This window comes from Vibrio sp. Hal054 (genome assembly GCF_037162405.1).
Classification (GTDB): Bacteria; Pseudomonadota; Gammaproteobacteria; order Enterobacterales; family Vibrionaceae; genus Vibrio; species Vibrio diazotrophicus.
This window is the reverse complement of the sequence record NZ_JARLUT010000001.1, coordinates 286,007-312,629: the sequence shown is the minus strand read 5'-3', so window position 1 is coordinate 312,629 and position 26,623 is coordinate 286,007. Positions and strand designations below refer to the sequence as shown.

Sequence of the window (26,623 nt, the reverse complement as noted above, 5' to 3'; positions counted from 1 at the left end):
CTTGAATTAAGCTAACCATAATTTGAGTAGTTGGCTAGCTGCAAAGTTGGCTATTTTCCCATATCCACACCATGATGTTTAGACAATAATGACCAGATACGGCTTACGCGCACGTGTAATTACACTCACTTTGGCTCCAACCTTGATTATCGGGCTACTTTTGAGTGCGTTATTCTCATTCAACCGATATCACGATTTAGAGACACAAGTGCTCAACTCGGGTGCAAGTATTATCGAACCATTGGCAATTGCCAGTGAAGAATCGTTAAAAAACCAAAGCCGTGAATCGGTAAGACGCATCATCAGCTACGCACATCGTAAAAATTCGACCATAGTGCGCAGTATTGCGGTATTTGATGCCAACCACGAACTCTTCGTAACATCGAACTTCCATCCGAACTTCGAATCTTTGATGTATCCGAAAGATAAACCGATTCCGGTACTCAGCAGTTCTCAGCTCGATGAAAACACACTCATTCTGCGCACCCCAATTCTTGCGGAAACTCTGTTCAATGACAGCGCGGCAAAAACATCGTCTGCTCCGGTTTTAGGCTATATCGCTATTGAGCTCGATCTGTCTTCACTACGTTTACAACAGTATCAGGAAATTTTCTCAGCCTGTTTGGTGTTGATTCTTGGTTTGGTGCTGTCTGGCGTGTTTGCATTCCGCTTGATGCACGATGTTACCCGCCCAATTATTCATATGAAGAACGTGGTTGACCGCATCCGTCGCGGGCATTTGGATGTGCGAATTGAAGGTCGCATGCACGGCGAGTTGGATGACCTGAAAAAAGGTATCAACGCCATGGCTGTGTCTTTATCTGAATACCATGTGGAGATGCAGCACAGTATCGACCAAGCAACCTCTGACTTACGTGAAACTCTGGAACAGCTTGAGATTCAAAACGTTGAATTAGACATTGCGAAAAAACGAGCGCAAGAAGCCGCACGCGTGAAGTCTGAATTCCTAGCCAACATGTCACACGAGCTGCGTACCCCACTGAATGGTGTGATTGGCTTTACACGTCAGATGCTGAAAACTCAGCTAACCAACAGCCAAGCGGATTATCTGCAAACCATCGAGAAATCAGCCAATAACCTGCTGACCATCATCAACGATATTCTCGACTTCTCGAAACTTGAAGCAGGCAAATTGGCACTGGAAAATATCCCATTTGAGTTCCAAGACTCGCTAGAAGAAGTGGTCAACTTGCAGGCGGCGAGTGCACATGAGAAAGGGCTGGAAATCACACTCAAAGTGGATCCTAAAATTCCAGCGGGCTTGGTGGGCGATCCGCTGCGTATTCAGCAAGTACTCACTAACTTGGTTGGTAACTCCATCAAGTTCACCGAACGTGGCAACATTGATATTAGTGTTGAATTGCGTTCTCAGCGCGATGATTTCGTTGAGCTGCAATTCATGGTTCGTGATACCGGTATTGGTATTTCAGAGCGTCAACAAGCTCAGCTTTTCCAAGCTTTCAGTCAAGCCGATGCCAGTATTTCTCGTCGTTATGGTGGTACGGGGCTAGGTCTGGTTATTACCCAAAAACTGGTAAGCCAGATGGGCGGTGAAATTAGTTTAACCAGCCGTCTTCACCAAGGCTCTACCTTCTGGTTTAACTTACGTCTGATGACCACAGATTTGCCGATGCACGACTGGCTTGATCCGCAAGCTCTGCGCAATAAACAGATACTGCTTGTTGAACCTAACATGCAAGCGGCTTCTATTGTTCAGCACACCTTAGTTCAAGCTGGATTAAATGTGGTTTATCGTTCAGCGATTCCAACCGAATCTGAACAGTACGACTATGTTTTGCTCAACCTTGCGCCAAGTAAGGAAACGGATCAATCACTGGTTGAGCAATGGGTGGAGAAAGCGTTGTCTATCGCGGCAAACGTGGTTGTTGGCACGCCGAGTACCGAATTGGCACTGGCGGATCTGTTAATGCAGAAATATCCAGTGCAATGTATTACCAAGCCACTGTCTCGTAAGAAACTGCTACAGACACTGATCGCCAATCAGCCAACGCGAACTGAAAAAACTGTTGAGCTCATTCCTCATATTGTAAAATTGCCACTCACCGTTATGGCCGTTGACGATAACCCCGCCAACCTAAAACTGATCACCGCACTGCTGCAAGAATGTGTGGAAACGGTGGTCTCATGCAATAGTGGCGAAGATGCGATTGAACGGGCAAAAGAGTGCCACTTCGACATCATCCTGATGGATATTCAGATGCCGAAGATGGATGGTGTCACTGCTTGCCACGAAATTAAGAAACTTAAGCTCAACACCAATACACCGATTATAGCGGTGACTGCACATGCGATGGTTGGAGAGCGTGAAAGATTACTGAAAGCCGGTATGGATGATTACCTCACTAAACCGATTGAAGAGCATATCTTGCAGCAAGTGTTACTGCACTGGAGTCCGAAACCAGAAACGGATGAAACCATCACGCTTGAACCGCAAGAACCGCAAGAACCGATTGAACTGGAAGAGATTCAAGTTGAAAAACCAGCACCAGTCAATGCGACGGTTGCTATCGACTGGTCGCTAGCATTAAGGCAGGCGGCAAACAAGGAAGATTTGGCTAAAGACATGCTCAAGATGTTGCTCGCCTCTTTCAAAGAGATCAATCAAGTAATTGAGATAGCTCTCAACGATGATGAATACCCTGCCACAGATTTACTGCATCATATTCACAAGCTCCACGGTAGCTGCTCATACAGTGGCGTACCTCGTCTGAAGAAAGTTTGTGAGACCTTAGAGCACACCCTACGTTCAGGAGCCCGAGTGCAAGATGTCGAGCCAGAACTGTTTGAGCTTCAGGATGAAATGGAGAAAGTGGTAGCAAGCGCTGCCCCATACTTGGTTTAAACGCTATAACGGCTTTATTTAGCGTGAAAAAAAGAGGTGCTTAAAGCACCTCTTTTTATTGAATTTGAAAACTCTTATACGGATTAAGATTCGAGAATCACCGTTGCTACTGCGTAGTGACGTTCATCTGAAATAGTAAGGTGTACAGAACGCACCGAAGAGGCTTGAGCGATTTTCTGCGCTTTTCCAGATAGCGTAAGAACCGGTTTGCCATTCTCGTCATTGCTGATTTCAAAATCCTGAAAACTTACACCATGAGCGATACCTGTTCCTAACGCTTTTGAAGCCGCTTCCTTAGCCGCAAAACGCTTAGCCAAATAACGTCCTTTCTGCTTTAGGTTAGTAAACACTTCGAGCTCACTTTCAGTCAGAATTCGCTGCGCAAAAGCGTCACCACTGCGATTGAGCGCTTTTTCTATGCGCTCAATCTCCGCTATGTCTGTTCCTAATCCAACAATCATACCAATTAGCGACGCGCGTCCAGCATGATGGCTTTCATGTCTGCAACCGCTTTTGGCAAGCCATCAAACAATGCACGACCAATGATTGCGTGACCGATGTTCAACTCATAAATTTCTGGAATTTCAGCAATGGCTGCAACGTTGTGGTAAGTCAGACCATGACCTGCGTTTACTGTGATGCCTTGGTCAGCAGCGTAGCTTGCTGCCGCAGCAATCTTTTTCAGTTCGTCTTGTTGATCCGCTTCGGTTTTCGCATCTGCGTAATGACCAGTGTGAAGCTCGATAAACGGTGCGCCACATTTCTTAGCTGCATCGATCTGCTCACGGTCTGCATCAATAAACAGAGACACTTTGATGCCCGCTTCTGTCAGTTTTTGCGTTGCCGCTTTTACTTTTTCAAACTGACCAATCACATCCAAGCCACCTTCAGTGGTTAGCTCTTCACGTTTTTCAGGAACAAGACAAACAAACTCAGGCGCTGTTTCTAAAGCAATTTCAACCATCTCATCTGTTACCGCCATTTCCAGATTCATGCGAGTCTGAATGGTTTCTTTCAGAATACGTACATCACGATCTTTGATATGACGACGGTCTTCGCGAAGGTGAATCGTAATACCATCAGCACCCGCACGCTCAGCAATTTCCGCTGCATGAACTGGATCTGGGTATTGAGTACCACGTGCATTACGTACTGTCGCGATATGGTCAATATTAACGCCTAAATAAATTGAGCTCATTTTCCTACACTCCGTGCTCAAGAGAGAGTCCCTCTTGAATTTAATTTTAGGGGAGTTGCTTGTCTAAACAACTCTCTGCTTTTTAATGGTTTGCCGCCAAGATACGGCTTTAAAGCGATACGTGTAAAGCGTTTTGCCGCCTGAAGTTGCTCTTTCGTGCTAAAGCGCCGCTCACTGATCGCGATTAATTCGTTACCGAGGAATGTTAGATTATCGCGCCTCACCGATGCAATAAACCCTTTCTGCTCTCGATATCGATAAGTCATATTGGGGTCAACCGGTTCTCCGGTTCCCGCACAATGCATAAAATCAACGCCATAGCCCATGGCAAACAACAAAGCTAACTCAAAACGGCGCAATGCTGGCTCAGGGTTATCACTCTGCGCGAGTTCGGTCAGCGCGGTAAGATAGTCATGGAATAATCCGGGAGAAGGAACTTCAGGCATCAAGACTCGGCCAATAAGTTCATTCACGTACATGGCTGAATACAGACATATACCGGTTAACGGTAATCCAAGGCTGATGGCTTCTGCCTGACGTAAGGTTTTCATTGAGCCATTACCCGACCACTTCAATAGTAGTGGAGTGAATGCCTGCAATGCGCCTTTGGTAGTAGATCGCTTACTTCTCGCCCCTTTTGCCATGATGCTTAAACGGCCATATTCTTCGCTGAATACGTCCAGAATTAAGCTCGTCTCGCTGTATGGGCGGCGGTGTAATACAAAGCAGCGCTGTAAACCGTCAGACATAGTGTGGAAATCCGTAAGCGGAAATATACCAAGGGGAAATAGTAAACTGGCCCCAATACATGGAGCCAGATTACAGGATTATAGGTCGTCGATATAGCCTAATGAGCGAAGAGCTCGTTCATCATCAGCCCAACCTGATTTCACTTTGACCCAAGTTTCTAGGTAAACTTTGCGGCCAAACAGTTCTTCCATGTCCAAACGAGCTTCACGACCAATGGTTTTGATCTTTTCGCCGTTCTTACCAATCACCATTTTCTTCTGACCAATACGTTCAACCAGAATCAAGGCGTTAATATGGAAACCATCGGTATCAGGGTTGTAGTCGAAACGCTCGATTTCAACCGTTACCGAATAAGGCAGTTCTTCACCAGTAAAACGCATCAACTTTTCACGGATGATTTCCGAAGCCATAAAGCGTTGCGAACGGTCTGTCACATACTCTTCAGGGAAATGGTGAACCGCTTTTGGTAAATGCTCACGTACATGCTTACGCAGTACATCAACGTTTTTACCTAGTTTCGCAGAAATTGGCACCACATCAACAAAGTTCATTCGCTCAGACATTGCCTGCATGTGCAGCATCACTTCGTTGCGATCTTTCACGTTGTCGACTTTGTTTACACAAAGAATCACAGGGAAATTCGCTTTTTGAAGCTTCGTCAGAACCATTTCATCGTCTTCAGTCCAATGCGTACCGTCAACGAGGAACAGAACTAGGTTAACATCACTCAGAGAGCTGTTCGCCGCACGGTTCATCAAACGGTTGATCGCACGCTTCTCTTCAATATGTAACCCCGGTGTATCAACATAAATTGCCTGATAATCACCTTCTGTGTCGACACCCATAATGCGGTGACGAGTGGTTTGCGGCTTACGTGAAGTAATCGAAATCTTCTGACCGAGGATATTGTTCAGTAACGTAGATTTACCGACATTCGGGCGACCTACGATCGCAACAAAACCACAGTGCTGGTTTTCTGGTATTGACGCTTCAACTTTGGCGTCGTCACCTTCTGATGCAAAGAATGCATCAATATCAAATTCTTTATCAGCCATTGCTTAATTGCTCTAGTGCAGTCTCAGCAGCCGCTTGTTCTGCCTTGCGGCGGCTGGTACCTTTACCAATCACAGGCATTCCAATACCTGCTACATCACACGATACAGTAAATTCCTGATTGTGTGCTTCACCTTTAATATTAGTCACTGTGTAAACAGGTAGAGGCTTTCTTCTGCCTTGCAAAAATTCTTGCAGGCGAGTTTTGGGATCTTTCTGTGACACACCAGGCTTGATCGCGTCAAGGCGAGTTTGATACCAGCTTAAAATAATGCCGCGAACCGCTTCAGTACCACTATCTAAATAAATAGCACCTATAATGGCTTCCACTGCATCAGCTAGGATCGAATCACGGCGGAAACCACCGCTTTTCAACTCGCCTGGACCTAATTTTAAGTAATCTCCTAGCTCGAATTCACGACCTAGTTCAGCCAGTGTGTGACCACGAACTAACGTAGCACGCATACGACTCATATCGCCCTCGTTGATCTTAGGGAAGCGATGATACAGGTCGTCAGCAATGACAAAACTTAAAATTGAATCGCCCAGAAATTCAAGACGTTCATTGTGTTTACCATTGGCACTGCGGTGAGTCAGTGCCAAATCAAGAAGCTCAGGATCTTTAAACTGATACGTGAGCTTTTTTTCTAATCTACTTACTGGAGAAGTCATACTCTCTCGATGTGTTGCGGGGCTGAAAAATCAGCCCTAGTTAATGCCACCGATGCGGCTTAAGCGCACACCAGTTGGAATCCAAGCAGGAATTACACTATTAGGATCTCGGTCAAACTCAAAGCTCACCCAGATAGCAACAGCTTTACCCACTAAGTTGGCTTCTGGAACAAAGCCCCAAAAACGGCTGTCAGCACTGTTGTCACGGTTATCACCCATCACAAAATAGTGCCCTTGTGGAACAACCCATTCATTCACACCACTACGTGGCGCATAACTACGTACATCATCAATACGTAGAGGGTTGATCAAAATATTGTGCTTTACTTCGCCTAGCTGTTCATCAAGTTGCACCATTGGAATGTTGTTCTGAGTGAACTCACTTTCCTGCACGTTTGATAGCTTAATAGGTTTACAGGTTGACTCTCCTGCACTTTGCACACAAATCTGTTTATCACGGCTATAACGCACAATATCACCCGGCATACCAACCACACGCTTAATATAGTCAATGCTTGGGTTTTGCGGGAACTTGAACACCACAATGTCACCGCGCTCAGGCTTGCCCGTTTCCACTAACTGTGTGCGCCATACTGGATCTTTCAAACCGTATGCGTATTTTTCAACAAGAATGAAATCGCCTACCAGCAGCGTTGGCATCATAGAGCCTGATGGAATTTGGAACGGCTCAAATACAAACGAACGCAGAACTAACACGAATGCGATCACTGGGAAAATTGAAACGGAATTCTCAATCCACCACGGCTGTGGTGCGACTTTGGTCGTCAAACTGGTATCAATACTGTCGGGTTCGGCTTTTAACTGACGTGCCACGTTTTCATGGCGCTTCTTCGCCCAAACCCATTTTTCCAACGCCCACACAATTCCGGTAACCAAGGTTACAAGAACTAAGATGAGTGAGAATGTATTAGCCATTGACTTCCCTTATCTAAAAAATACGAAAGTGAAAGAGCCGAGACTCTTTCACTTGCGAGTTTACATGTAACAAATCGGCAGATAAGACAAAACGATTAGTCTTTACCTACGTGAAGAATTGCAAGGAACGCCTCTTGTGGAAGCTCAACGTTACCGATTTGCTTCATACGTTTCTTACCTTCTTTCTGTTTCTTCAATAGTTTCTTCTTACGACTCACGTCACCGCCGTAACATTTAGCGATTACGTTCTTACGTAGCTGTTTCACTGTTGAGCGCGCGATGATGTGGTTACCGATAGCAGCCTGAATCGCAATATCAAACATTTGGCGAGGAATGAATTCTTTCATTTTCTCAACTAGCTGACGGCCACGAGTCTGAGCGTTGTCATGGTGAGTAATGATGGCCAATGCATCCACTTTGTCACCATTCAATAGTACGTCTACACGAACCATCTTCGACGCTTCGAAACGTTGGAAACCGTAATCCAGTGACGCATAACCACGAGACGTTGATTTCAAGCGGTCAAAGAAGTCCAGTACCACTTCTGCCATTGGAATATCGTAAGTCAGTGCCACTTGGTTACCGTGGTAAACCATGTCCACCTGCATACCGCGTTTTTCGATACATAAGGTAATAACGTTACCTAGGTATTCCGACGGTACTAAGATATTACAACGCGCGATTGGTTCACGAATCTCTTCGATGTCGTTGATCGCCGGTAGCTTCGCTGGGCTATCAACATACATGACTTGTTTGTTGGTCATTTCCACTTCATACACTACCGTCGGTGCGGTGGTGATCAAGTCGAGATCATATTCGCGCTCTAGACGCTCTTGAATGATCTCCATATGTAGCATACCTAAGAAGCCACAACGGAAACCAAAACCCAGTGCTGCTGATGTTTCTGGCTCATAGAACAGAGAGGCATCGTTCAGGCTAAGTTTACCTAGCGCATCACGGAAGTTTTCATAGTCATCTGATGATACAGGGAACAGACCCGCATAAACCTGAGGCTTCACTTTCTTAAAGCCCGGTAGCGGTTTTTCACTGCCGTTTTTAGCCCAAGTCAGCGTATCACCAACAGGCGCACCTAGGATGTCTTTAATACCACAAACAACCCAACCCACTTCGCCAGTGTTTAGTTCGGTCGTATCAATCTGCTTAGGTGTAAAAATGCCTAAACGGTCAATGTTCCAAACCTGACCAGTACTCATGACTTTGATCTTTTCGTTCTTCTTCAAACTGCCGTGTTTGATACGTACTAGTGAAACAACACCTAAGTAGTTATCAAACCATGAGTCAATAATCAGAGCCTGCAATGGCGCATCTGGATCACCGACTGGCGCTGGAATTTTTGCAACGATTTCTTCAAGAACAAGGTCAACACCAAGACCAGTTTTCGCTGAACAGCGTACCGCTTCGATTGCATCGATACCGACAATATCTTCAATTTCTTCGGCTACACGTTCAGGCTCTGCTGCTGGTAGGTCAATCTTGTTTAAGATTGGCACTACTTCCAGATCCATTTCGATAGCCGTATAACAGTTAGCTAGGGTTTGTGCTTCTACGCCCTGGCCTGCATCAACAACAAGTAATGCACCTTCACACGCGGCTAGAGAGCGAGATACTTCGTAGGAGAAGTCAACGTGTCCAGGTGTGTCGATGAAGTTAAGTTGGTATGTTTCGCCATCATTTGCTTTGTAATCGAGTGTCACACTCTGTGCTTTGATGGTGATACCACGCTCACGTTCTAGATCCATAGAATCAAGAACTTGTTCTGCCATTTCACGATCACTTAATCCACCACATACTTGGATTAAACGGTCAGATAAAGTCGATTTACCATGGTCAATGTGGGCGATAATCGAAAAGTTACGAATGTGCTTCATAGGTTTGGGATGACTAAACTCTTTGCAAATTAGGACATATGAAAGGCGATTTGAAGTGCCCTTTCATTCAAGTTGGGCGATTCTACCCAATTTCCTTTGGGATCGCATCATAATTTAGGCAATTGGCTCTCCAAGCACTCTTAGCAGAACAACTTCTTGCTCTGTACGCTTTTCCAGCGAGCCAGACCAGATTTTAGCAAGGCGTATACCTAAACCGATAAAGACAAGTGAAGTTAAAATGATGATCCCCTCTCCCATACCGAGCATCGGGGCAAGCCAGCTGTCAGCAAGCCAGGCTCCAAGGATCATCATTAGAAGAGGGACTAAATAAACCAACGCAGCAGACTGCAACAGGCTTTTTTCTGGAAAACCAATTTCAACCACCTGACCTTGAGATACGCTCTTATCCGTATCTAAATGCCAGCGTAATGACTTACCACCAATTGCTTTAGACACAATGCCTGTACCACAGCTTTTCGCCGACGAGCAGCTGCTGCAACTGGTTTTCTGTTCGCAACTGAGCTCAACATGAAAACCTTGTTCTTTTGTTTGTACAGCCATCACTGTGGCAAGTGCTGTCATCATTGTGGTGTAGCCTTGGTATTATCAAATACAACCGATTGGGCAATACGTTTAGCCGTCTCTGGTGGAATATCACCCACAACAGAAACCTCACGATCACCCTTAATAAACGTTTGTAAAGTACGACGCCCCTGCCTTACCAATTGTCCTTGCAGTGAGTGTTCATCACTGGAAGAAACATAGACAGAGAAGCTGAATAAACCGTCTGAGAACATCTGATTCTCGACCACTCTTTCAGTATTGATCATTCGGTAGCGATTGAGATTGACAGATTTGAAGCCATCCGGCTTCCATCCTACCGACCAAAATGTCTCGTTTACCTTACTTTTAGGTAAGGATAGCACTTCAGGCAACTGAACATTATCAAAACCTGCCATCAACTCTGCCAGTTTGTCACTGACTGAATAAGAGATCGATCGATATTGCTCTAATACTTCACCGTAACGATCAACAAGATCAGCCCGCAACGGCAGGTGTGTTTTCTCGTCCACCCAAAGCATGTAGGAATATCTTAAACCGTCTTTAGGAACAATGCGCACCACTTGGCAAGGGGTTCCCGCTTCACGCGCTCGTCCCATTTTAACGAAGTCGTAAAACTGGCTAAGCTCAGTAACATTGCTATTGAGCATTGGTATGGTTGGAGCAACCATGTTGCCAGATTCGATAGTGAAAGGTTCTACTCCAGGTTCAATGTAGCTCACTTCATTATCACGCTGAAAAACTTCACGCATAGGGCCGCTCAAATAAACAAGATGAGCGTATTCCTTCTGCTCGTGTCGAGCATGACGATACAGCAAAGGTTCAATACTGTTTTTCTTAATCAGGATATAAGACAGTTCATAATTGAGATGTTGACTGGCCTCGTTCATTTGATGCAATAAAGCCTCTGCAGATTCGTCCTCTGCAAAGGCTGAAGTAGAGCTCAAACTGAACAGCGCCAACACACTGATCAGAAGTTTTTTCATTCAGTTACCGGTTCGATTGAGTCTTGGTGTTGTCCCAAGCCCTCACTGTTTAATCTCAGTTGCAGTTCATAATCCTGAAGCATAGCGTTAACACGACGACGCTGCTCCTGAGCATTTGATTCTATACTTGGTCTTACTGACTCACGAGTCAGACTCACAGGTTCTACACTGCCAGATAAAGGAACTGTTTGCAGTACGGGAAAAGGTTGATCCGCAGCTGAAGAACCACTTGCACCATATTGTTGAACACCGATGATAGCAATCAAAGAAACACAAGCAGCAACCGCCACCTGACCAAACGGCGATAACCATTTTGGTAGTTGTCGGCGCGCTTTATGCGGAGCAGGTTGTTCCTCTGCCACTCGCATACTATCTAAATCGGTAACATTGGTATTGTATGGGGTATGAGCTGGTTCATTTTCCAACGCTAATGCCACACTTTCAGCGATATTCCATTCAGGTCTTTCGGGTGCATCGCCACGCATTACATCACCTATCAGGTGGTAATTCTTCCACGTTTCGATACTTTCACGATCGTTGGCTAATTCTTGAATTAGCAACTTGTCGACCATCTCTCCATCCATGAGAGCTGAAAGTTGTTGTTTGTCCGCCATTATTTTCACCATTATTTTCCAATTACTGGGGTCTTACTGGTTCCAACGCTACAAAAGAGATTTGATTCTCTTTTCTACCGCCTCACGAGCACGGAATATACGAGAACGTACCGTACCAACAGGGCAATCCATAATTTCAGCAATGTCTTCATAACTTAAGCCTTCCAGCTCGCGTAAAGTCATTGCTGTTTTTAAATCCTCAGGCAACGCGTCTATCGCACTAAACACTGCCTTCTTCAGTTCTTTCGACAGCGTAATGTTCTCAGGGTTCGATATTTCTTTTAACGCATTGTTTGTTTCGTAAAATTCAGCTTCTTCAGCATCAACATCGGTGGCTGGAGGCCTGCGCCCTTGCGCTACGATGTGATTTTTCGCGGTATTGACAGCAATACGATATAGCCAAGTGTAGAACGCACTTTCACCTCTAAAGGTTGGTATAGCGCGATAAGCCTTAATAAAAGCCTCTTGTGCTACATCAGCAACATCTCCTGAATTGCTCACGTACCTAGAAATAAGATTGCAGACTTTATTTTGATATTTCAAAACTAAAAGATTAAATGCTTGCTTATCTCCATTCTGAACTCGCTCAATCAATACTTGATCGGTTAGCTGCTCGTTCATTCGAGCGGTTACTCCTATTGTTATCTCCCTTACCTTCTCAGATATGGGCTTTAATTATCCAGAATGTAGTATTGACACCACTGTTTACATGAGCACTATTGTGACTCAGTAAAAAAGATAAAGTTCAATTATGTGTTAATTTAATTGCCAAACATAATGCACAATGTGATGTAATCGAGGTTTGTAACCCCGAAACGATTTTGCGGATACAAATCTATAAAAACAATAGCTTTTAAAAACTATTATTTTTTAAACACATTATAAATGCGGGACTCACGTAGCTCGGTTTCCTAATTGCTTGATTCATCTTATAGTTTAGTCATTGGTATGACGCTCTTTTTCAATCAGGCTCATCAAATCAGCAAGTGAAAAATTTCAATATAGAGTAGGACGATTCTACTATAGTTCGGGAATTTAAAAGTTTTATGAACGAAAACCGAGAGCATCAATGTGATGTATTAGTGATAGGGAGCGGTGCAGCAGGCTTGTCGTTAGCTTTGCGTATCGCAAAACATTGCAAAGTCATCGTACTGAGTAAAGGACCTCGTAGTGAAGGTGCAACTTTCTACGCTCAAGGTGGCATTGCCGCTGTATTTGATGAATCTGACAGTATTGATTCTCATGTTCAGGATACGCTCATCGCTGGCGATGGTATCTGTGAGGAAAAGACCGTTCGCTTTATCGCTGAGCATGCAAAAGAGTGTGTGCAGTGGCTGATCGACGGTGGTGTACCATTCGATAAAGAAGAAGACAGTGATGACGACGATGACAACCCTCGTTATCACTTGACCCGTGAAGGCGGCCATAGCCACCGTCGAATCCTTCATGCTGCTGATGCAACCGGTATGGCAATGCAAACTTCATTGCAGGACAATGCACACCAACATCCAAACATCTCTATTTTTGAACGCTACAACGCGTTAGATCTGATTACCGAAGACAAAGTCGGTGGCGATAAAAATAAAGTCATTGGTGCGTATGTTTGGAACCGTAATGAAGAACACGTTGAAAGCATTCGTGCAAAATACGTGGTTCTTGCAACTGGTGGTTCTTCGAAAGTTTATCAATATACCTCAAATCCTGATGTTTCTTCCGGTGATGGTGTTGCTATCGCTTGGCGTGCAGGCTGCCGCGTGGCGAACTTGGAATTTAACCAGTTCCACCCAACCTGTTTGTACCACCCTGAGGCTCGCAACTTCCTGTTAACTGAAGCACTTCGTGGCGAAGGCGCTTACCTGCGACGTCCAGATGGTTCTCGCTTTATGCTTGATTTTGATGAGCGTGCAGAGCTGGCACCACGTGATGTGGTGGCTCGAGCTATCGACTTTGAAATGAAACGCCTAGGTGCAGACTGTATGTATCTCGACATCAGCCATAAGCCTTCGGATTTTATTGAAAAACACTTCCCGACTATTTATCGCCGTCTGATGGATTTGGGTATTGATATCACCAAAGAGCCAATTCCAATTGTCCCGGCTGCGCACTACACCTGTGGTGGTGTCATGGTGAACCAACAAGGTCAAACTGACCTCAAACACCTCTATGCAATTGGTGAAGTTAGCTATACCGGTCTGCATGGTGCAAACCGCATGGCTTCAAACTCACTGTTGGAATGTGTGGTTTATGCTTGGTCTGCGGCCAAAGATATTGTTAAAAACATTAAGAATATCGACATGCCACCATCGGTTCCTGTTTGGGATGAGAGCCAAGTAACCAGCTCTGACGAGGAAGTAGTTATCCAGCACAACTGGCACGAACTGCGCCTGTTTATGTGGGATTACATGGGTATCGTGCGTACAGATAAACGTTTAGAGCGAGCACTACGCCGCATCCAGTTGCTGCAACAAGAAACGCAGGAATACTACAGCAACTTCCGAGTTTCCAACAACTTGCTTGAACTGCGTAACCTATTGCAGGTGGCTGAACTGATGGTGCGCTGCGCAATGCAACGTAAAGAGAGTCGCGGATTGCATTACACCTTGGATTACCCAGACCAGTTAGAAAATAGTGGCCCGACAATTCTTTCGCCAAAAGAGTAACCCTTCTTTAAGCAAAAGTACCATGTATAAAATTGAAAACAGGAGCTAAGGCTCCTGTTTTCTTTTCAATCTCACCAATAACTGACGGTAAGTCACTTCCTCGCAACTGTCTCTCCACAGCAACCAATGTTTTCCTCTGGCGTGAAAAGATAAGAAAGCAAAAGAATGAAGATCGCTGACTGACAGGAAAGACTGTTTTTGATTATTCATTTTTAAATAGCCATCAAAACCAATCTCAACAGAACCGTGTAAAGAATCCGGCAGAAAAGTGCTCAACGGGCGCAATATGAAAAGAGATAATAACCACGCAGAGGCGGTAAGAGGAATGGCAGAAACAATGACTGCCCATATCAACACCATGAAAAAAATGGCAGCGAATACTTGGGCAGTATAGGAATAGCAGAGTTCTAGCTTAACGGACTTTGCTGAGGTTATGAGCGACAATTTGATCAACAATAGCTGCGTGCCCTAAGTTTTCAGAGCGACCATGTCCCATAATCCAAGTAAACAAATCTGGGTCATCACATTCCAACAAAGAGACAAAATCCTTCTGCTCGGATTCAGTTAAGGAGTCAAAGCACTCTTCAAAAAATGGCATAATAACGACGTCCAGTTCCAACATACCACGACGACATGCCCATTTAATTCGAGCTTTTTCTTCAGCGTTATACATCTACCTTTCTCACTTTATAGTTATTTGGGCTAACAAACGGTAATTTTGCTAAGTCTACCAACAGACAGAAAAATCAACTAGGGTCTCAATCACAGTCCCAATCAAGCTGACAAAAAAACTTATCCGGATTACCATAGATCAATATCGTTCACTATGGTGAGTATCATGGATTGGAAAAACACTTTCTCTCCCCTATCTGTCAATGCTGATGACGCTTTGCCTGAGCTCATGCTCACACATCTAGCATCTTGGGGCACTATTCAAATTGTAGGTACAGATGCTAAGTCTTACTTGCAAGGCCAAGTTACCTGTAACGTGGTTTCTCTGGAAGCTGAACAAATGACTTTCGGTGCACATTGCGACGCAAAAGGAAAAGTCTGGTCTGTCTTTCGCATTTTCCACCATAACGGTGGTTATACGATGTTTCAGCCGCTTTCATCTATCGACGTAGAACTGCGCGAACTTAAGAAATATGCAATTTTCTCCAAAGCAGAGATAACCAACAGCAGCGATATTGCTCTGGGTTTAATGGGTGCACAAGCCCAAGCTTGGATTGATTCTCATAGCGAAACTCGTGACGATGTTCGCTCTATCGAAGGCGGAAGTGCTGTAAAAATTGATTCGCAACGCTGGCTACTATTGGTTGATAGCGAGCAAGCAGAAAAGATAGTCAATGGTATTGAAGCCGCTAAAGTTAATGAAGCGCTCTGGACACGATTTGAAATAGAGCAAGCTTACCCTGTGGTAACACAAGCCGAGCAAAATGAGCACATTCCTCAAGCACTCAACCTTCAAGCGCTAAATGGCATCAGCTTTAGCAAAGGTTGCTATACAGGCCAAGAAACCGTAGCTCGTGCCAAGTATCGTGGTATTAACAAGCGTGCAATGTATATCGTCAAAGGCAACATAGAATCGCCATTGAACAGTGATGACGTCGTTCAGTTGGAACGTTCTGTCGGTGAAAACTGGCGTTCAGCAGGCCAACTTATGGTTCATTACACATTTGCTAATAACACAGCGATTGGTTTAGTCGTACTGCCAAACAATTTAGATGAAGACACAGAATTCAGACTGTCTTCGCAACCGGACACTCGCTGGACCATCGAAGCGCTTCCTTATTCATTAAACGATGACGAATAAAGTTAGCGAGACAAAACTCACTCAATTCCTTGAGCAGCAGCAAGTGGCTTTCCGCTTGCTGCATCATCAAATACCCGCGACCACCATTGAAGATGCGGCAAATCAGCGTGGTATCACCCCAAATCAAATGGTTAAGTGCATCCTGCTTAGAGATATGGGTGGACAACTGGCTCTAGCTTGTGCTCCAGGAGACAAGAGTATTGATCCGAAAAAAGTTAGAACCTTTCTGCAATGGCGACGCATGACGTGCGTAAATATGAAAGATGTCGAATCAATCACCGGATATCAAATTGGAACAGTGACTCCTCTTTTGCTTAAAACGTCAATGCCCGTCATTTTTGATCATCAAATTCTTGAACAACCTATAGTCACCATTAGTAGCGGCTCCTCAATGGCTGGTATAGCCCTTCAAACTCACGACCTGATTCAGCTTTGTCGCCCGAGCTTTGCACACATTCAGCGCGAAGAATGAACTAAATTGATGCAATGCATTACAATTTAAAGCGATCAAAATCACACAAATAAAAATCACCAACTGAATTTTTACTCATTTAAGATCAATAAATAGTCATTTATATAATTTTAAAGTAATCTCCAACCGTTGGTTAAAGCTCATTCAGAATGTGTGATTCTGGGTACCCTTCACCAACAAAAAAGTGAATCCACTGATTGTTTCAGGACATCCACTTTTTGTGTAATGCATCTGTGACTTTTGCCCGCACATCTTTGCGGGCACTTTTTTACCTAAAGCTGGCACGAATTTCGCATTTATATTGAATAAGGGAATGTAAATTGGATTATTCTTTTTAGTGTCACATTCATCTGGCTCAATAAGCACGCCAGAAAATCTTGAGTTCAATTGATAATTTTCATTTGAGGTCCTGGTCACACAAATAAGGATATTTATCCAAAATTTTGCATAGAACCACACATTAATATAAATACGTCAGCAAAAACTGCATAAAGCACCATTGGAGTCACACTTACTTTATGACGGTTTTAATATAATTAAGGTGCTGAACAACGTAAGGATCGAAGTATGAGACTGTTTAAGCGCTACATGCCTGGAATGATTGCTAAACATGTTAGTCGTCTTTTTAAGGGAAGAATTTATATCTACGGAATTGGAACATTCGAATTTGATAACGGTAAGTTGATTTTGCCAGAACGCGCTGAGCATCGACATTTTCAGACCGTGAAAGAAGTGAATCTAGAAATCAAAAAATTGCGCTGTGCGTACGCTTAAGTCGAATGAGTTTCTGATCAAATTTAAAGAAGGGTTGGCAATTGCCAACCCTTTAACGTTTCTGACTTATCGGACTCATAAAGAGTTTTAAATCATAGGTTGAGCGTTATTTACTTTGGCTAAATCAGGCAAGTTGCCTTTTAATCCAAGCGCACGCTTCATGATTTCATCTTTGGCACCCGGTAACTGACCCGCTAAACGCATACCTATACCGCGGATCAACTTCTTGGCTGGATTATTCCCTTCAAATAAGTCCTTGAATCCTTGCATAGCTGCAATCATTTTTGCGGCTTCAGCCTTACGCCAACGCTCATAACTGCGTAGATTGCGCTTGCTACCAATATCTTCACCGCGATTCCAAAGCTCAATGACCTCTTGCGCTAAACTGGCGGCATCAAGGAAGCCTAGATTCACGCCTTGGCCTGCCAGCGGATGAATAGTGTGCGCAGCATCGCCAACTAAAGCCACTCGTTCTGCAACGAAATCTCGCGCATAGCGCATCTTTAAAGGAAAAGCGGTTCGTTCACTGACAACTTTACACAGCCCGAGTCTCGAATCGAACTCGGCGGTCAGCGTTTTATTAAACTCACTATCGCCCATAGCGACCAACTGTTCAGCTCGGTTTGGATCAGTCGACCAAACAATAGAGCTCATATTCGGATCGCCAAGAGGCAGAAAAGCCAGTGGACCTAACGGTGTGAATACCTGACGAGCCACTTGCTGATGCGGCGTATGAGTGTGAACATTCGCCACGACAGCACTGTGTCCGTAATCCCAATGAGTTAATGGAATGTCCTGTTGCTTGCGAACCCAAGAGTTTGCCCCATCAGCGCCGACGACTAGCTTGGCCGTAAGTGTCTGTCCATTATTCAGGGTTAGCCACGCTTCGCTTTCTCCGATCGCCATTTTTTCACAACTTGCAGGCATAAATAGAGAAACGTTGTCTTGCAGCTTCACTTGGTCAAGTAATGCCAGTTGAATGACGCGGTTTTCGACGATATGACCTAAATCAGGTTGAGTGAGGCTGTTCGCATCAAACTCTATTCGAGCAAAACTGTCTTGTTCCCACACTTCCATAGCTTGATATGGCGAAACTCGTCGCATGGTAATCCCTTGCCACGCGCCTAAATTTCTTAGGATCACTTCACTTGAACGGCTTAAAGCAGACACTCGGGTATCAGGTTGCTCACCCAAACCTTCATGAGGAAGATTTCCTTCAATCACTGCAATTCTTAAATCGGTATGCTTAAAGGCCGCAGCTAAAGCTAGGCCAACCATTCCGCCACCGACAATTGCAATATCTACACTTCGCATCATTTTCGAGTACCTTATCGATTAACCACACCCAAGGTGCGGCGTAACAGCGGAGTTTTTAGCACCGGAATGTTATCCATCACTGCTAATCCTAAATTTCTTCCAATACGCAGAGTTAGCCAGTCATTCGAAAACAGGTGAACCAGACTGGAAGTTAGCGTAATCGTTGCCGTTCTGTCGTTGTCACGTCTGCGCTTAAATTTTGTCAGAAGTGCGTAACTTCCCACATCCTCAGCATGAACGATCTCTTCAGCCAAACTGGCAACATCACGGATACCAAGATTAAAACCTTGCCCAGCAATAGGATGAAGTGATTGAGCGGCATTCCCCACAATGGCAAAACGATGTGAGATATTTTGTTCTCGATATCTCAATAACAACGGATACGCGCTTCTTGCACCCGTTTTTTCAAGCTTACCTAAACGCCAGCCAAACTCAGCTTGTAGTTGATTGAGAAACACATCGTCATCATAAGCCATAACGGTTTGTGCTTTATCTGGCGGTAAACACCAAACTAACGACATTCGGTTATCACTCATAGGCAATAACGCTATCGGACCATGAGAGGTAAATCGCTCAAACGCACGACCTTGATGAGCTTCGCTCGCAACCACATTGGCAATGATGGCGACCTGTTCAAAATCGTGTTCTTGCAGTGGTAATCCTACTTGTTCACAACAAGTGGACACCGCACCATCAGCCGCTACTAGTAGCTTAGCTTCTATTTGTTCACCATTAGATAAAATCGCTGTGACTTTATTGATGTTGCGCTCAATGCTTTGAATACTTTGCGGGCAATACAGAGTAATACTGGATGTTTTCTCGATTTTATCTGCATAGATTCGTCCAACATCAGCCAACTCAACTACATAGCCTAATGCGTTAACGCCCACTTCTTCTTTCGTAATATCCGTCATTCCTGCATGGGAACGATCAGAGACATGAATATGTTCGATAGGTGTGGCAACAGACCGCAGCGATGCCCAAAGTCCAAAACGTTGCAAGACTTGAACGGTTCCATAAGACAGAGCAATAGAACGAGCATCAAAACCGGGATGTTGCTGATGATCGGTTTGATAAGGCTCAACAACCGCAACAGATAAGCGTCCTTGGCTCAATTGATGCAATGCCAGAGCCAGCGTCGCTCCAGCCATAGCACCACCAGCAATAATCACATCAAACGATTTTACTTGGCTCACAGTCCTTGTCCTTAGTGAATGGTCGGTGCTTTGTCTTGCTCTGGTTTAATCCCTAGCTCAGCATGCAGAAGCAGAGCACAAGCTTTAACATGCTCCAGTACCTGTTCTAATAGGTGCGCTTGCTCTTCCAGATCATCGTCTTCATCAATGCCTAGCTTGGTAATTTCTTCAAGGTCTTCTAACGCTTCTTTTGCATCTGATGACGCTTTGTTCAGAGAAGCACCAGCTAAACCCAAACCTGAAATAAAGTGGTTTACCCAATCTGCCACTCCATCTGCAAAATCAAACAGCGCTTCTGGGCCATCACCAACCGGAAGAACAAGGCTCAACTCTAAAGTGGTGTCCGTCAACTCAGCATTGGTTGCCAATAAAAGCTGTTTTGCCATTTCAAGCGCTTTAATAGGCCAGCCCATGCCATCGTTTGTGTAGTCGAAAATCAAAGGCTGCCAGCTATCATCTTTCAAACTTAACCCACCAGCTAACATGCCGGTCAATAAACCGTGCAGCTCAGCGGGATTTATGCCTAACGAAGCTGATTTCAGCTCGCCAGATAAAATGTCGTAAGTCGGAAATGTAATGTCGCTCATAACGGGCTCATAATTAGAAAAATAAACCCAATCCTACCACTTCAACACTCATGCGAAAACGCTCAAGTTACCAATTGTGGCTAGCTTTTACGCAAATTGACTAAGAACTGAGTTTTCGTTACTCATTTTTGATAGATAATCGGGAAAAGCTTGAATCTTGAGAGCGCTTTACCTATAGTTTCCCCCACGATGGTCACTTGAGAAGTATCATCTTTGGCGATATGAATAGAGTTCATTTATCATGAGTAATCAAGCGGTTGACGTTGAAATTTTAGGTAAAATGACACGGGTAAATTGCCCAGCGGGTCAGGAAGACTCTCTGATTAGTGCAGCCCAAGATCTAGACCGACGATTAAAAGAAATGGCTGACCGCACAAAAGTAACCAATGAAGTGAAGCTCTTAACTATTGCGGCGTTGAACATTTGCTATGAGTTGCAAACTTATCAGCAGCAAAACAATGGTCAACAGCAAGAAATCAGTGAACGCATGGAAAAGCTCACCGTTTCTCTAGAAGAAGCTCTCAATAAGGTGACACTGGAACGAATCTAGACGTCCGCCATCAAAAGTATTTACCCTGGGGTGTTTGTCAGTGGATTTAAGTCCCCGAGCCGATAAGCAATACCCAAGGATTAGTACTTAGTAGCTATTGAGCAAGCTTGGCTCGTACCGAGAAGCCTACGGTTACCATTGCTGATCCGCCTTGAACTAGCTGGTTCAAGGGCCACAATCTACAACGGCACTCTGGGGTTCCCTAATGTTGTATTCACGACAAGAACTAAGAACACTTATCCGCGAAAAACGTAATCAACTTGCCAGTGATGTTCAGTTTCAGGCAAGCCAAGATCTTATTGAGCGTTTTTCCACTCTGCCAGAAATGCAAACATGCCAGAGGATTGCTCTCTATCTCTCAACCGATGGTGAACTGGATACCCAACCGTTAATTGAATGGCTTTGGTCACAAGGTAAAAGTATTTACCTGCCTGTCTTGCACCCTTTTTCTGCTGGTCATTTACTGTTTCTGCATTATCAGCCTGAGACACCGATGACTTACAACAAATTTGGCATACTCGAGCCTAAACTCAATCAAACCCTGATTTGTCCGGTCAAAGAACTGGATCTCATCTGTACGCCATTAGTTGCTTTTGACTCTCAAGGTCATCGATTAGGCATGGGCGGAGGCTATTACGACCGAACTCTCGAACCTTGGTTTAATACTGGTAAAGGAGCTTCTCCATTAGGTTTGGCCCATGATTGCCAACATGTAGAGCAACTGCCTACAGAAGAGTGGGATGTTCCCCTGCCAAAAATTGTTACTCCTAGCCAAATTTGGCAGTGGTAAGCTCCTTATTTACCACTTACAAGACCAAACATCACTGAAGTGACGCTACCTTCAATTATTCGGAAACCGAAGTACATCTCTCAATCTTTTGCGTATATAATCCCGCGCACGCTAACGTTTATATAAAACATACAGCTTTCACTTAGAAATCAAGTTTTCGCAAAAAATCGTCTCAGGAGATGGGCATGACTCAAGATGAAATGAAAAAAGCTGCCGGTTGGGCTGCACTTAAATATGTAGAAAAAGGCAGCATTGTCGGCGTTGGTACTGGTTCAACAGTGAATCACTTCATCGATGCTTTGGGTTCAATCAAAGATGATATTAAAGGTGCCGTATCAAGCTCTATCGCTTCAACTGAGAAGCTTAAAGGTTTAGGCATTGAAGTCTTCGATTGTAACGATGTTATGAGCCTAGATATCTATGTTGATGGTGCTGATGAAATCAACTCTCAACGTGAGATGATCAAAGGTGGTGGCGCTGCACTGACTCGTGAAAAAATTGTTGCCGCTATTGCAGATAAATTTGTTTGTATCGTTGATGGTACCAAAGCCGTTGATGTACTAGGTACATTCCCACTTCCAGTTGAAGTAATCCCGATGGCTCGTTCATACGTTGCTCGCGAACTGGTTAAACTTGGCGGCGATCCAGTTTACCGTCAAGGGGTTGTGACCGATAACGGTAACGTTATTCTTGACGTTCACGGACTACACATTACTCATGCTAAAGACCTAGAAGCTAAAATTAACGGTATCGCAGGTGTTGTAACCAACGGTCTGTTCGCTATTAGCGGAGCCGATGTGGTGATCACAGGTACTCCTGAAGGCGCAAAAATCGAAGAATAATTCTAAAAATCGAAGAATAATTCTAAAAATCGAACAATTTTCGTTATTTGATTACAAACGGCACCTCTGGTGCCGTTTTTGTTGCTTTTCTATTAAGAAAATTATTCCTTATTCCGTAATTTTCTTACCCAATCACAAAAAAATTTGATAACTTAATGGTCAGAACAAACGCAACGAAAACGTTTGCTTTTTTAATTTAGATTAATAATTGTGTAGTTCGCTTGATGTTTCACGCATCAGCCCTCCCTTTCCATTTTAAGGACGAGAATAATGGCCAAAGTTTCACTGGAAAAAGAAAAAATTAAGATACTACTCCTTGAAGGACTTCACCCATCTTCGGTAGAAGTTCTGCAAGCTGCTGGCTACACCAACATTGAATACCACAAGGGTTCGCTAGACGAAGAGCAATTGATTGAAGCAATCAAAGATGTTCATTTCATTGGTATTCGCTCCCGTACTAACCTAACAGAAAAAGTGATTAACGCTGCAGATAAACTGGTAGCGATTGGCTGTTTCTGTATTGGTACAAACCAAGTAGATCTTGATGCCGCCGCTGTGCGCGGTGTTCCAGTGTTCAACGCGCCATTCTCAAACACGCGTAGTGTTGCAGAACTTGTTCTGGGTGAAATCCTACTTCTATTACGTGGCATCCCTGAAAAGAATGCACTTGCGCACCGTGGTATTTGGAAGAAGAGCGCAGATAACTCATACGAAGCTCGTGGTAAAGCTCTAGGTATCATCGGTTATGGCCACATCGGTACTCAGCTAGGTATCATCGCTGAAAACTTAGGTATGCGCGTGTACTTCTACGATATCGAAAACAAGCTATCACTGGGTAATGCAACTCAAATTCACACCATGAGCGAACTACTGAATAAATGTGATGTTATTTCTCTTCATGTTCCTGAAACACCAGAAACAAAGAACATGATGGGTAAAGACGAATTTGACCGCATGAAGCCAGGTTCAATCTTCATTAACGCAGCACGTGGCACTGTTGTTGATATCCCTGCGCTATGTGATGCGATGGAATCTGGTCACCTAGCAGGTGCTGCTATCGACGTATTCCCAACAGAGCCAGGTTCAAACAAAGAAGCGTTTGAATCTCCGCTGATGAAATTTGATAACGTTATTCTGACTCCTCACGTGGGTGGTTCAACTCAGGAAGCACAAGAGAATATCGGTATTGAAGTTGCAGGCAAGCTAGCGAAATACTCAGACAACGGTTCTACGCTTTCAAGTGTTAACTTCCCTGAAGTTTCTCTACCAGAGCATCGTCAATGTTCACGTCTGCTGCACATTCACGAAAACCGCCCTGGTATTTTGACGCAAATTAACACCATTTTTGCATCAGAAGGCATCAACATCGCTGCTCAGTACCTACAAACAACCGGAAACATCGGTTATGTGGTTATTGATGTTGAAGCAGATCGCTCATTAGAAGCACTGGATAAACTAAAAGGTATCGAAGGCACTATTCGCGCACGTATCCTGCACTAATGTTTTAATCTCTAAAACTGACCACCAGCTGAAACTGGTGGTTAAGTGATAGAAAGTAAAAAACCAGCCAATCGGCTGGTTTTTCGTTCAATGGTTCTTCGACTATATAGAGAAGATATTAGCTACGTAATGCTCGTTCGCCACGTGCAATACCAACCACACCACTTCGAGCCACTTCAACCACTTCTGTTACTTCGGCCATTGCCTGAATAAAGGCATCGAGTTTTTCACTGGTGCCAGCAAGCTGAACCGTATACTGAGAAGCCGTAACATCCACGATTTGACCACGGAAAATATCTGTTGTGCGATTCACTTCGGTGCGAGCAAAACCTGTCGCTTTCACTTTAATTAACATCAACTCACGTTCGATGTGATCACCCTCTGTCACTTCCTGAACTTTAAGCACATCAATCAACTTATGCAGTTGTTTCTGAATCTGCTCAAGCTGCATTTCAGTTGAGGTAGTGGTTAGGTTCAAACGCGATAGAGTGCCATCATCGGTCGGAGATACGTTCAAGCTCTCAATGTTGTAGCCACGTTGAGAGAACAGGCCAACAACGCGAGACAAAGCACCAGGTTGGTTTTCCATCAATATTGAAATAATGTGTCTCATCTTAGGTTCTCTCCGTTTTGCTCAACCACATTTTATCCATACCCTCGCCTTTGATTTGCATTGGGTACACGTGTTCAGTTTCATCTACATTGATATCAACAAAAACCAATCGGTCTTTCATATCCAATGCTTTTTGCAGGCCAGCTTCTAGCTCATCAGGTGTGTTGATGCGAATACCAACGTGACCATAAGCTTCTGCGATCGCTGCAAAATCCGGTACTGAACTCATGTAGGAGTTAGAGTGTCGCCCTTGATAAATAATGTCTTGCCACTGTTTTACCATGCCTAGGAAACGGTTATTCAGGTTAATGATTTTCACCGGAATATCGTATTGCAATGCAGTTGATAGCTCCTGAATATTCATCTGGATACTGCCATCACCGGTTACTACTACCACTTCTTCTTGTGGCATGGCGAACTTAACGCCCATACCAGCTGGCAGACCAAAGCCCATAGTGCCTAAGCCACCTGAGTTGATCCAACGACGTGGTTTATTAAACGGATAGTAAAGTGCTGCAAACATCTGATGCTGGCCAACGTCTGAAGCTACATACGCATCACCATTGGTCAGTCTGAATAGGGTTTCAATCACTTGCTGAGGCTTAATGCGTTCGCTTGATGTTTCGTAAGACAAACATTTACGATCGCGCCACACTTGAATTTCGCTCCACCATTGATCAATGGCTTCCACATCGTTGCCACCTTCTTGTTCACCAAGAAGCTGCAACATGGTTTCCAAAACTTGATCCGCAGAACCTACGATTGGCAGATCAACTTTTACGTTTTTGGAAATGGAAGACGGATCGATATCGATGTGCATGATCTTCGCATTCGGACAATATTTCTCAAGATTGTTGGTGGTTCGATCGTCAAAACGAACACCGATACCGAAGATCAAATCTGAATTGTGCATCGCCATATTAGCTTCATACACACCGTGCATTCCCAACATACCTAGGGCGTTCTTATGTGTTCCCGGGAACACGCCTAACCCCATAAGGGTGCTAACGACTGGCAAATTCAGTTTTTCTGCTAGCTGCTGCACTTGTTCGTGAGCACCAGCGATAGACGCACCACCACCCACGTAAAGCACAGGTTTTTTCGCTTCTAGCAGTGCTTTTAATGCTTTCTTGATTTGACCTTTATGACCTGAAGTCGTCGGGTTATAAGAACGCATCTTAATTGATTCTGGGTAATGGTATGGAAGCTTAATCTGCGGATTCATTACGTCTTTTGGCAGATCGATCACCACTGGACCTGGGCGACCGGTCGATGCAATGTAAAACGCTTTCTTGATCGTTTCTGGAATATCTTCTGCTTTCTTTACTAGGAAACTGTGCTTAACGATCGGGCGAGAAACACCCACGATGTCACACTCTTGGAAAGCATCATTACCGATCAAATTGGTTGCTACGTTACCTGAGATTACGATCATCGGGATCGAATCCATATATGCCGTTGCGATACCAGTAACTGTATTTGTTGCACCAGGGCCAGAGCACACTAGCACCACACCCGGTTTACCCGTAGCACGTGCATAGCCGTCAGCCATGTGAGTTGCAGCTTGCTCGTGACGAACAAGAACATGCTTTATTTTTTCGGTTTTTTCGTGGAGGGCGTCGTAGATATCAAGAACGGAACCACCTGGGTAGCCAAAAATTTGTTCTACGCCTTCTTCGATCAGAGACTGAACGACCATCTCTGCGCCGGATAACATTGCCATATTTTCTCCTTACCAGAATCCGATTAACGCGGTCGGTTAATTGGTCTGGTTTTACATAGTCTAGGGCTTATTCGTAGCCTAATTCGAAAACTTTCCGCTATGTCCCGCTTTTGTCATAACAAAAGCTAAGGTAACGCAACAACTTTAACCCTTTCTTAGCATTAGGTCTAACCACTATTTTGATGCAATCTCGGCGATATATTGCAGAAGCTTATTCAACAAGTATCAACGATTACCTCAAAG

26 protein-coding genes and 1 other RNA gene are annotated in these 26,623 nt (G+C 44.3%); 10 read left to right on the top strand and 17 right to left on the bottom strand.

Features of this window, described 5'->3' with window-relative positions; all coding sequences use genetic code 11:
* Window positions 1-88 precede the first annotated feature (88 nt).
* On the top strand, window positions 89-2,884 hold the full coding sequence (gene barA, locus P4S58_RS01520) for a two-component sensor histidine kinase BarA (RefSeq protein WP_180980202.1): 2,796 nt from the start codon (window positions 89-91) through the stop codon (window positions 2,882-2,884).
* An 83-nt stretch (window positions 2,885-2,967) separates the two neighbouring features.
* Here barA and acpS read toward each other — a convergent pair whose 3' ends face one another.
* From acpS to rpoE, 11 genes are all read right to left on the bottom strand, one after another.
* Window positions 2,968-3,345, bottom strand: coding sequence for a holo-ACP synthase (gene acpS / locus P4S58_RS01515; protein ID WP_102964601.1), 378 nt, complete (start codon window positions 3,343-3,345; stop codon window positions 2,968-2,970).
* A gap of 5 nt (window positions 3,346-3,350) precedes the next feature.
* Complete coding sequence (pdxJ, locus tag P4S58_RS01510) at window positions 3,351-4,082, bottom strand: pyridoxine 5'-phosphate synthase (RefSeq protein ID WP_042484619.1); 732 nt, start codon at window positions 4,080-4,082, stop codon at window positions 3,351-3,353.
* A 17-nt stretch (window positions 4,083-4,099) separates the two neighbouring features.
* On the bottom strand, window positions 4,100-4,831 hold the full coding sequence (gene recO, locus P4S58_RS01505; RefSeq protein ID WP_102964602.1) for a DNA repair protein RecO: 732 nt from the start codon (window positions 4,829-4,831) through the stop codon (window positions 4,100-4,102).
* Window positions 4,832-4,909: 78 nt separating this feature from the next.
* Window positions 4,910-5,887 carry a GTPase Era gene (era, locus tag P4S58_RS01500; protein ID WP_102964603.1) on the bottom strand — a complete coding sequence of 326 codons (978 nt, stop codon included), beginning with the start codon at window positions 5,885-5,887 and terminating at the stop codon, window positions 4,910-4,912.
* Window positions 5,880-6,557, bottom strand: coding sequence for a ribonuclease III (gene rnc, locus P4S58_RS01495; RefSeq protein ID WP_042484626.1), 678 nt, complete (start codon window positions 6,555-6,557; stop codon window positions 5,880-5,882). Before rnc ends, era begins: the two co-directional genes overlap by 8 nt.
* Window positions 6,558-6,593: 36 nt before the next feature.
* Window positions 6,594-7,493, bottom strand: coding sequence for a signal peptidase I (gene lepB, locus P4S58_RS01490; protein WP_102964604.1), 900 nt, complete (start codon window positions 7,491-7,493; stop codon window positions 6,594-6,596).
* Between the two features lie 95 nt (window positions 7,494-7,588).
* Window positions 7,589-9,382: a translation elongation factor 4 gene (lepA, locus tag P4S58_RS01485; protein WP_102954064.1), complete on the bottom strand. Its 1,794-nt coding sequence runs from the start codon at window positions 9,380-9,382 to the stop codon at window positions 7,589-7,591.
* Between the two features lie 114 nt (window positions 9,383-9,496).
* A complete protein-coding gene (locus P4S58_RS01480) occupies window positions 9,497-9,967 on the bottom strand; it encodes a SoxR reducing system RseC family protein (RefSeq protein WP_102964605.1) in 471 nt (156 codons plus the stop codon).
* Window positions 9,964-10,929, bottom strand: coding sequence for a sigma-E factor regulatory protein RseB (rseB, locus tag P4S58_RS01475; protein ID WP_102964606.1), 966 nt, complete (start codon window positions 10,927-10,929; stop codon window positions 9,964-9,966). Before rseB ends, P4S58_RS01480 begins: the two co-directional genes overlap by 4 nt.
* A complete protein-coding gene (locus P4S58_RS01470) occupies window positions 10,926-11,543 on the bottom strand; it encodes an RseA family anti-sigma factor (RefSeq protein ID WP_102954062.1) in 618 nt (205 codons plus the stop codon). The genes rseB and P4S58_RS01470 overlap by 4 nt, the downstream gene beginning before the upstream one ends.
* Window positions 11,544-11,591: 48 nt before the next feature.
* Window positions 11,592-12,164, bottom strand: coding sequence for an RNA polymerase sigma factor RpoE (rpoE, locus tag P4S58_RS01465; RefSeq protein ID WP_042484645.1), 573 nt, complete (start codon window positions 12,162-12,164; stop codon window positions 11,592-11,594).
* A 425-nt stretch (window positions 12,165-12,589) separates the two neighbouring features.
* Here rpoE and nadB point away from each other — a divergent pair, with 425 nt between their 5' ends.
* A complete protein-coding gene (gene nadB, locus P4S58_RS01460; RefSeq protein ID WP_102954061.1) occupies window positions 12,590-14,203 on the top strand; it encodes an L-aspartate oxidase in 1,614 nt (537 codons plus the stop codon).
* Window positions 14,204-14,615: 412 nt separating this feature from the next.
* Here the strand turns inward: nadB and P4S58_RS01455 are convergent, their stop codons facing one another.
* Window positions 14,616-14,876 (bottom strand): FAD assembly factor SdhE, encoded by a 261-nt coding sequence (locus P4S58_RS01455; protein ID WP_042484651.1) that lies wholly within the window; start codon window positions 14,874-14,876, stop codon window positions 14,616-14,618.
* A 165-nt stretch (window positions 14,877-15,041) separates the two neighbouring features.
* On the opposite strand from P4S58_RS01455, the gene ygfZ reads away from it, so the two are divergent.
* The 3 genes from ygfZ (at window position 15,042) to P4S58_RS01440 (ending at window position 17,262) form a co-directional block, all read left to right on the top strand.
* Window positions 15,042-16,016: a tRNA-modifying protein YgfZ gene (ygfZ, locus tag P4S58_RS01450; protein WP_102964607.1), complete on the top strand. Its 975-nt coding sequence runs from the start codon at window positions 15,042-15,044 to the stop codon at window positions 16,014-16,016.
* On the top strand, window positions 16,006-16,488 hold the full coding sequence (locus P4S58_RS01445) for an aminoacyl-tRNA deacylase (protein WP_102964608.1): 483 nt from the start codon (window positions 16,006-16,008) through the stop codon (window positions 16,486-16,488). Before ygfZ ends, P4S58_RS01445 begins: the two co-directional genes overlap by 11 nt.
* Before the next feature lie 567 nt (window positions 16,489-17,055).
* Window positions 17,056-17,262, top strand: a complete 207-nt coding sequence (locus tag P4S58_RS01440; protein WP_042484665.1) for a DUF1107 domain-containing protein — start codon at window positions 17,056-17,058, stop codon at window positions 17,260-17,262.
* 87 nt (window positions 17,263-17,349) lie between these two features.
* Here the strand turns inward: P4S58_RS01440 and P4S58_RS01435 are convergent, their stop codons facing one another.
* From P4S58_RS01435 to P4S58_RS01425, 3 genes are read right to left on the bottom strand one after another with little or no spacing between them, the layout of a single operon-like run.
* Window positions 17,350-18,579, bottom strand: a complete 1,230-nt coding sequence (locus tag P4S58_RS01435) for an FAD-dependent 2-octaprenylphenol hydroxylase (protein WP_102964609.1) — start codon at window positions 18,577-18,579, stop codon at window positions 17,350-17,352.
* A gap of 11 nt (window positions 18,580-18,590) precedes the next feature.
* The gene (gene ubiH, locus P4S58_RS01430) at window positions 18,591-19,730 is read right to left on the bottom strand and encodes a 2-octaprenyl-6-methoxyphenyl hydroxylase (RefSeq protein ID WP_245879117.1); all 1,140 of its coding nucleotides are present in this window, start codon (window positions 19,728-19,730) and stop codon (window positions 18,591-18,593) included.
* A gap of 56 nt (window positions 19,731-19,786) precedes the next feature.
* Window positions 19,787-20,362, bottom strand: coding sequence for a YecA/YgfB family protein (locus tag P4S58_RS01425; protein WP_102964611.1), 576 nt, complete (start codon window positions 20,360-20,362; stop codon window positions 19,787-19,789).
* Between the two features lie 241 nt (window positions 20,363-20,603).
* Here P4S58_RS01425 and zapA point away from each other — a divergent pair, with 241 nt between their 5' ends.
* The 5 genes from zapA (at window position 20,604) to serA (ending at window position 24,044) form a co-directional block, all read left to right on the top strand.
* Window positions 20,604-20,912 carry a cell division protein ZapA gene (gene zapA / locus P4S58_RS01420; protein ID WP_042484675.1) on the top strand — a complete coding sequence of 103 codons (309 nt, stop codon included), beginning with the start codon at window positions 20,604-20,606 and terminating at the stop codon, window positions 20,910-20,912.
* A gap of 19 nt (window positions 20,913-20,931) precedes the next feature.
* Window positions 20,932-21,115: non-coding RNA, 6S RNA (gene ssrS / locus P4S58_RS01415), on the top strand.
* A 2-nt stretch (window positions 21,116-21,117) separates the two neighbouring features.
* Window positions 21,118-21,702, top strand: a complete 585-nt coding sequence (locus tag P4S58_RS01410) for a 5-formyltetrahydrofolate cyclo-ligase (RefSeq protein WP_102964612.1) — start codon at window positions 21,118-21,120, stop codon at window positions 21,700-21,702.
* Between the two features lie 185 nt (window positions 21,703-21,887).
* Window positions 21,888-22,544, top strand: a complete 657-nt coding sequence (rpiA, locus tag P4S58_RS01405; protein ID WP_102954054.1) for a ribose-5-phosphate isomerase RpiA — start codon at window positions 21,888-21,890, stop codon at window positions 22,542-22,544.
* Between the two features lie 270 nt (window positions 22,545-22,814).
* The gene (gene serA, locus P4S58_RS01400; RefSeq protein WP_042484681.1) at window positions 22,815-24,044 is read left to right on the top strand and encodes a phosphoglycerate dehydrogenase; all 1,230 of its coding nucleotides are present in this window, start codon (window positions 22,815-22,817) and stop codon (window positions 24,042-24,044) included.
* Between the two features lie 118 nt (window positions 24,045-24,162).
* Here the strand turns inward: serA and ilvN are convergent, their stop codons facing one another.
* Both ilvN and P4S58_RS01390 read right to left on the bottom strand, forming a co-directional pair.
* Complete coding sequence (gene ilvN, locus P4S58_RS01395) at window positions 24,163-24,657, bottom strand: acetolactate synthase small subunit (RefSeq protein ID WP_102964613.1); 495 nt, start codon at window positions 24,655-24,657, stop codon at window positions 24,163-24,165.
* A 1-nt stretch (window position 24,658) separates the two neighbouring features.
* Window positions 24,659-26,380, bottom strand: a complete 1,722-nt coding sequence (locus P4S58_RS01390) for an acetolactate synthase 3 large subunit (protein ID WP_102964614.1) — start codon at window positions 26,378-26,380, stop codon at window positions 24,659-24,661.
* Window positions 26,381-26,623: the final 243 nt, after the last annotated feature.

Coding starts and splice junctions, on each gene's coding strand:
- P4S58_RS01445 (WP_102964608.1), top strand. CDS start 16,006: ATGACGAATAAAGTTAGCGAGACAAAACTCACTCAATTCCTTGAGCAG.
- ilvN (WP_102964613.1), bottom strand. CDS start 24,657: ATGAGACACATTATTTCAATATTGATGGAAAACCAACCTGGTGCTTTG.
- nadB (WP_102954061.1), top strand. CDS start 12,590: ATGAACGAAAACCGAGAGCATCAATGTGATGTATTAGTGATAGGGAGC.
- pdxJ (WP_042484619.1), bottom strand. CDS start 4,082: ATGAGCTCAATTTATTTAGGCGTTAATATTGACCATATCGCGACAGTA.
- recO (WP_102964602.1), bottom strand. CDS start 4,831: ATGTCTGACGGTTTACAGCGCTGCTTTGTATTACACCGCCGCCCATAC.
- era (WP_102964603.1), bottom strand. CDS start 5,887: ATGGCTGATAAAGAATTTGATATTGATGCATTCTTTGCATCAGAAGGT.
- acpS (WP_102964601.1), bottom strand. CDS start 3,345: ATGATTGTTGGATTAGGAACAGACATAGCGGAGATTGAGCGCATAGAA.
- rpiA (WP_102954054.1), top strand. CDS start 21,888: ATGACTCAAGATGAAATGAAAAAAGCTGCCGGTTGGGCTGCACTTAAA.
- P4S58_RS01455 (WP_042484651.1), bottom strand. CDS start 14,876: ATGTATAACGCTGAAGAAAAAGCTCGAATTAAATGGGCATGTCGTCGT.
- rpoE (WP_042484645.1), bottom strand. CDS start 12,164: ATGAACGAGCAGCTAACCGATCAAGTATTGATTGAGCGAGTTCAGAAT.
- zapA (WP_042484675.1), top strand. CDS start 20,604: ATGAGTAATCAAGCGGTTGACGTTGAAATTTTAGGTAAAATGACACGG.
- P4S58_RS01410 (WP_102964612.1), top strand. CDS start 21,118: ATGTTGTATTCACGACAAGAACTAAGAACACTTATCCGCGAAAAACGT.
- rnc (WP_042484626.1), bottom strand. CDS start 6,557: ATGACTTCTCCAGTAAGTAGATTAGAAAAAAAGCTCACGTATCAGTTT.
- P4S58_RS01390 (WP_102964614.1), bottom strand. CDS start 26,380: ATGGCAATGTTATCCGGCGCAGAGATGGTCGTTCAGTCTCTGATCGAA.
- serA (WP_042484681.1), top strand. CDS start 22,815: ATGGCCAAAGTTTCACTGGAAAAAGAAAAAATTAAGATACTACTCCTT.
- barA (WP_180980202.1), top strand. CDS start 89: ATGACCAGATACGGCTTACGCGCACGTGTAATTACACTCACTTTGGCT.
- P4S58_RS01480 (WP_102964605.1), bottom strand. CDS start 9,967: ATGATGACAGCACTTGCCACAGTGATGGCTGTACAAACAAAAGAACAA.
- lepB (WP_102964604.1), bottom strand. CDS start 7,493: ATGGCTAATACATTCTCACTCATCTTAGTTCTTGTAACCTTGGTTACC.
- rseB (WP_102964606.1), bottom strand. CDS start 10,929: ATGAAAAAACTTCTGATCAGTGTGTTGGCGCTGTTCAGTTTGAGCTCT.
- P4S58_RS01435 (WP_102964609.1), bottom strand. CDS start 18,579: ATGATGCGAAGTGTAGATATTGCAATTGTCGGTGGCGGAATGGTTGGC.
- ubiH (WP_245879117.1), bottom strand. CDS start 19,730: ATGGCTGGAGCGACGCTGGCTCTGGCATTGCATCAATTGAGCCAAGGA.
- lepA (WP_102954064.1), bottom strand. CDS start 9,382: ATGAAGCACATTCGTAACTTTTCGATTATCGCCCACATTGACCATGGT.
- P4S58_RS01470 (WP_102954062.1), bottom strand. CDS start 11,543: ATGGCGGACAAACAACAACTTTCAGCTCTCATGGATGGAGAGATGGTC.
- ygfZ (WP_102964607.1), top strand. CDS start 15,042: ATGGATTGGAAAAACACTTTCTCTCCCCTATCTGTCAATGCTGATGAC.
- P4S58_RS01425 (WP_102964611.1), bottom strand. CDS start 20,362: ATGAGCGACATTACATTTCCGACTTACGACATTTTATCTGGCGAGCTG.
- P4S58_RS01440 (WP_042484665.1), top strand. CDS start 17,056: ATGAGACTGTTTAAGCGCTACATGCCTGGAATGATTGCTAAACATGTT.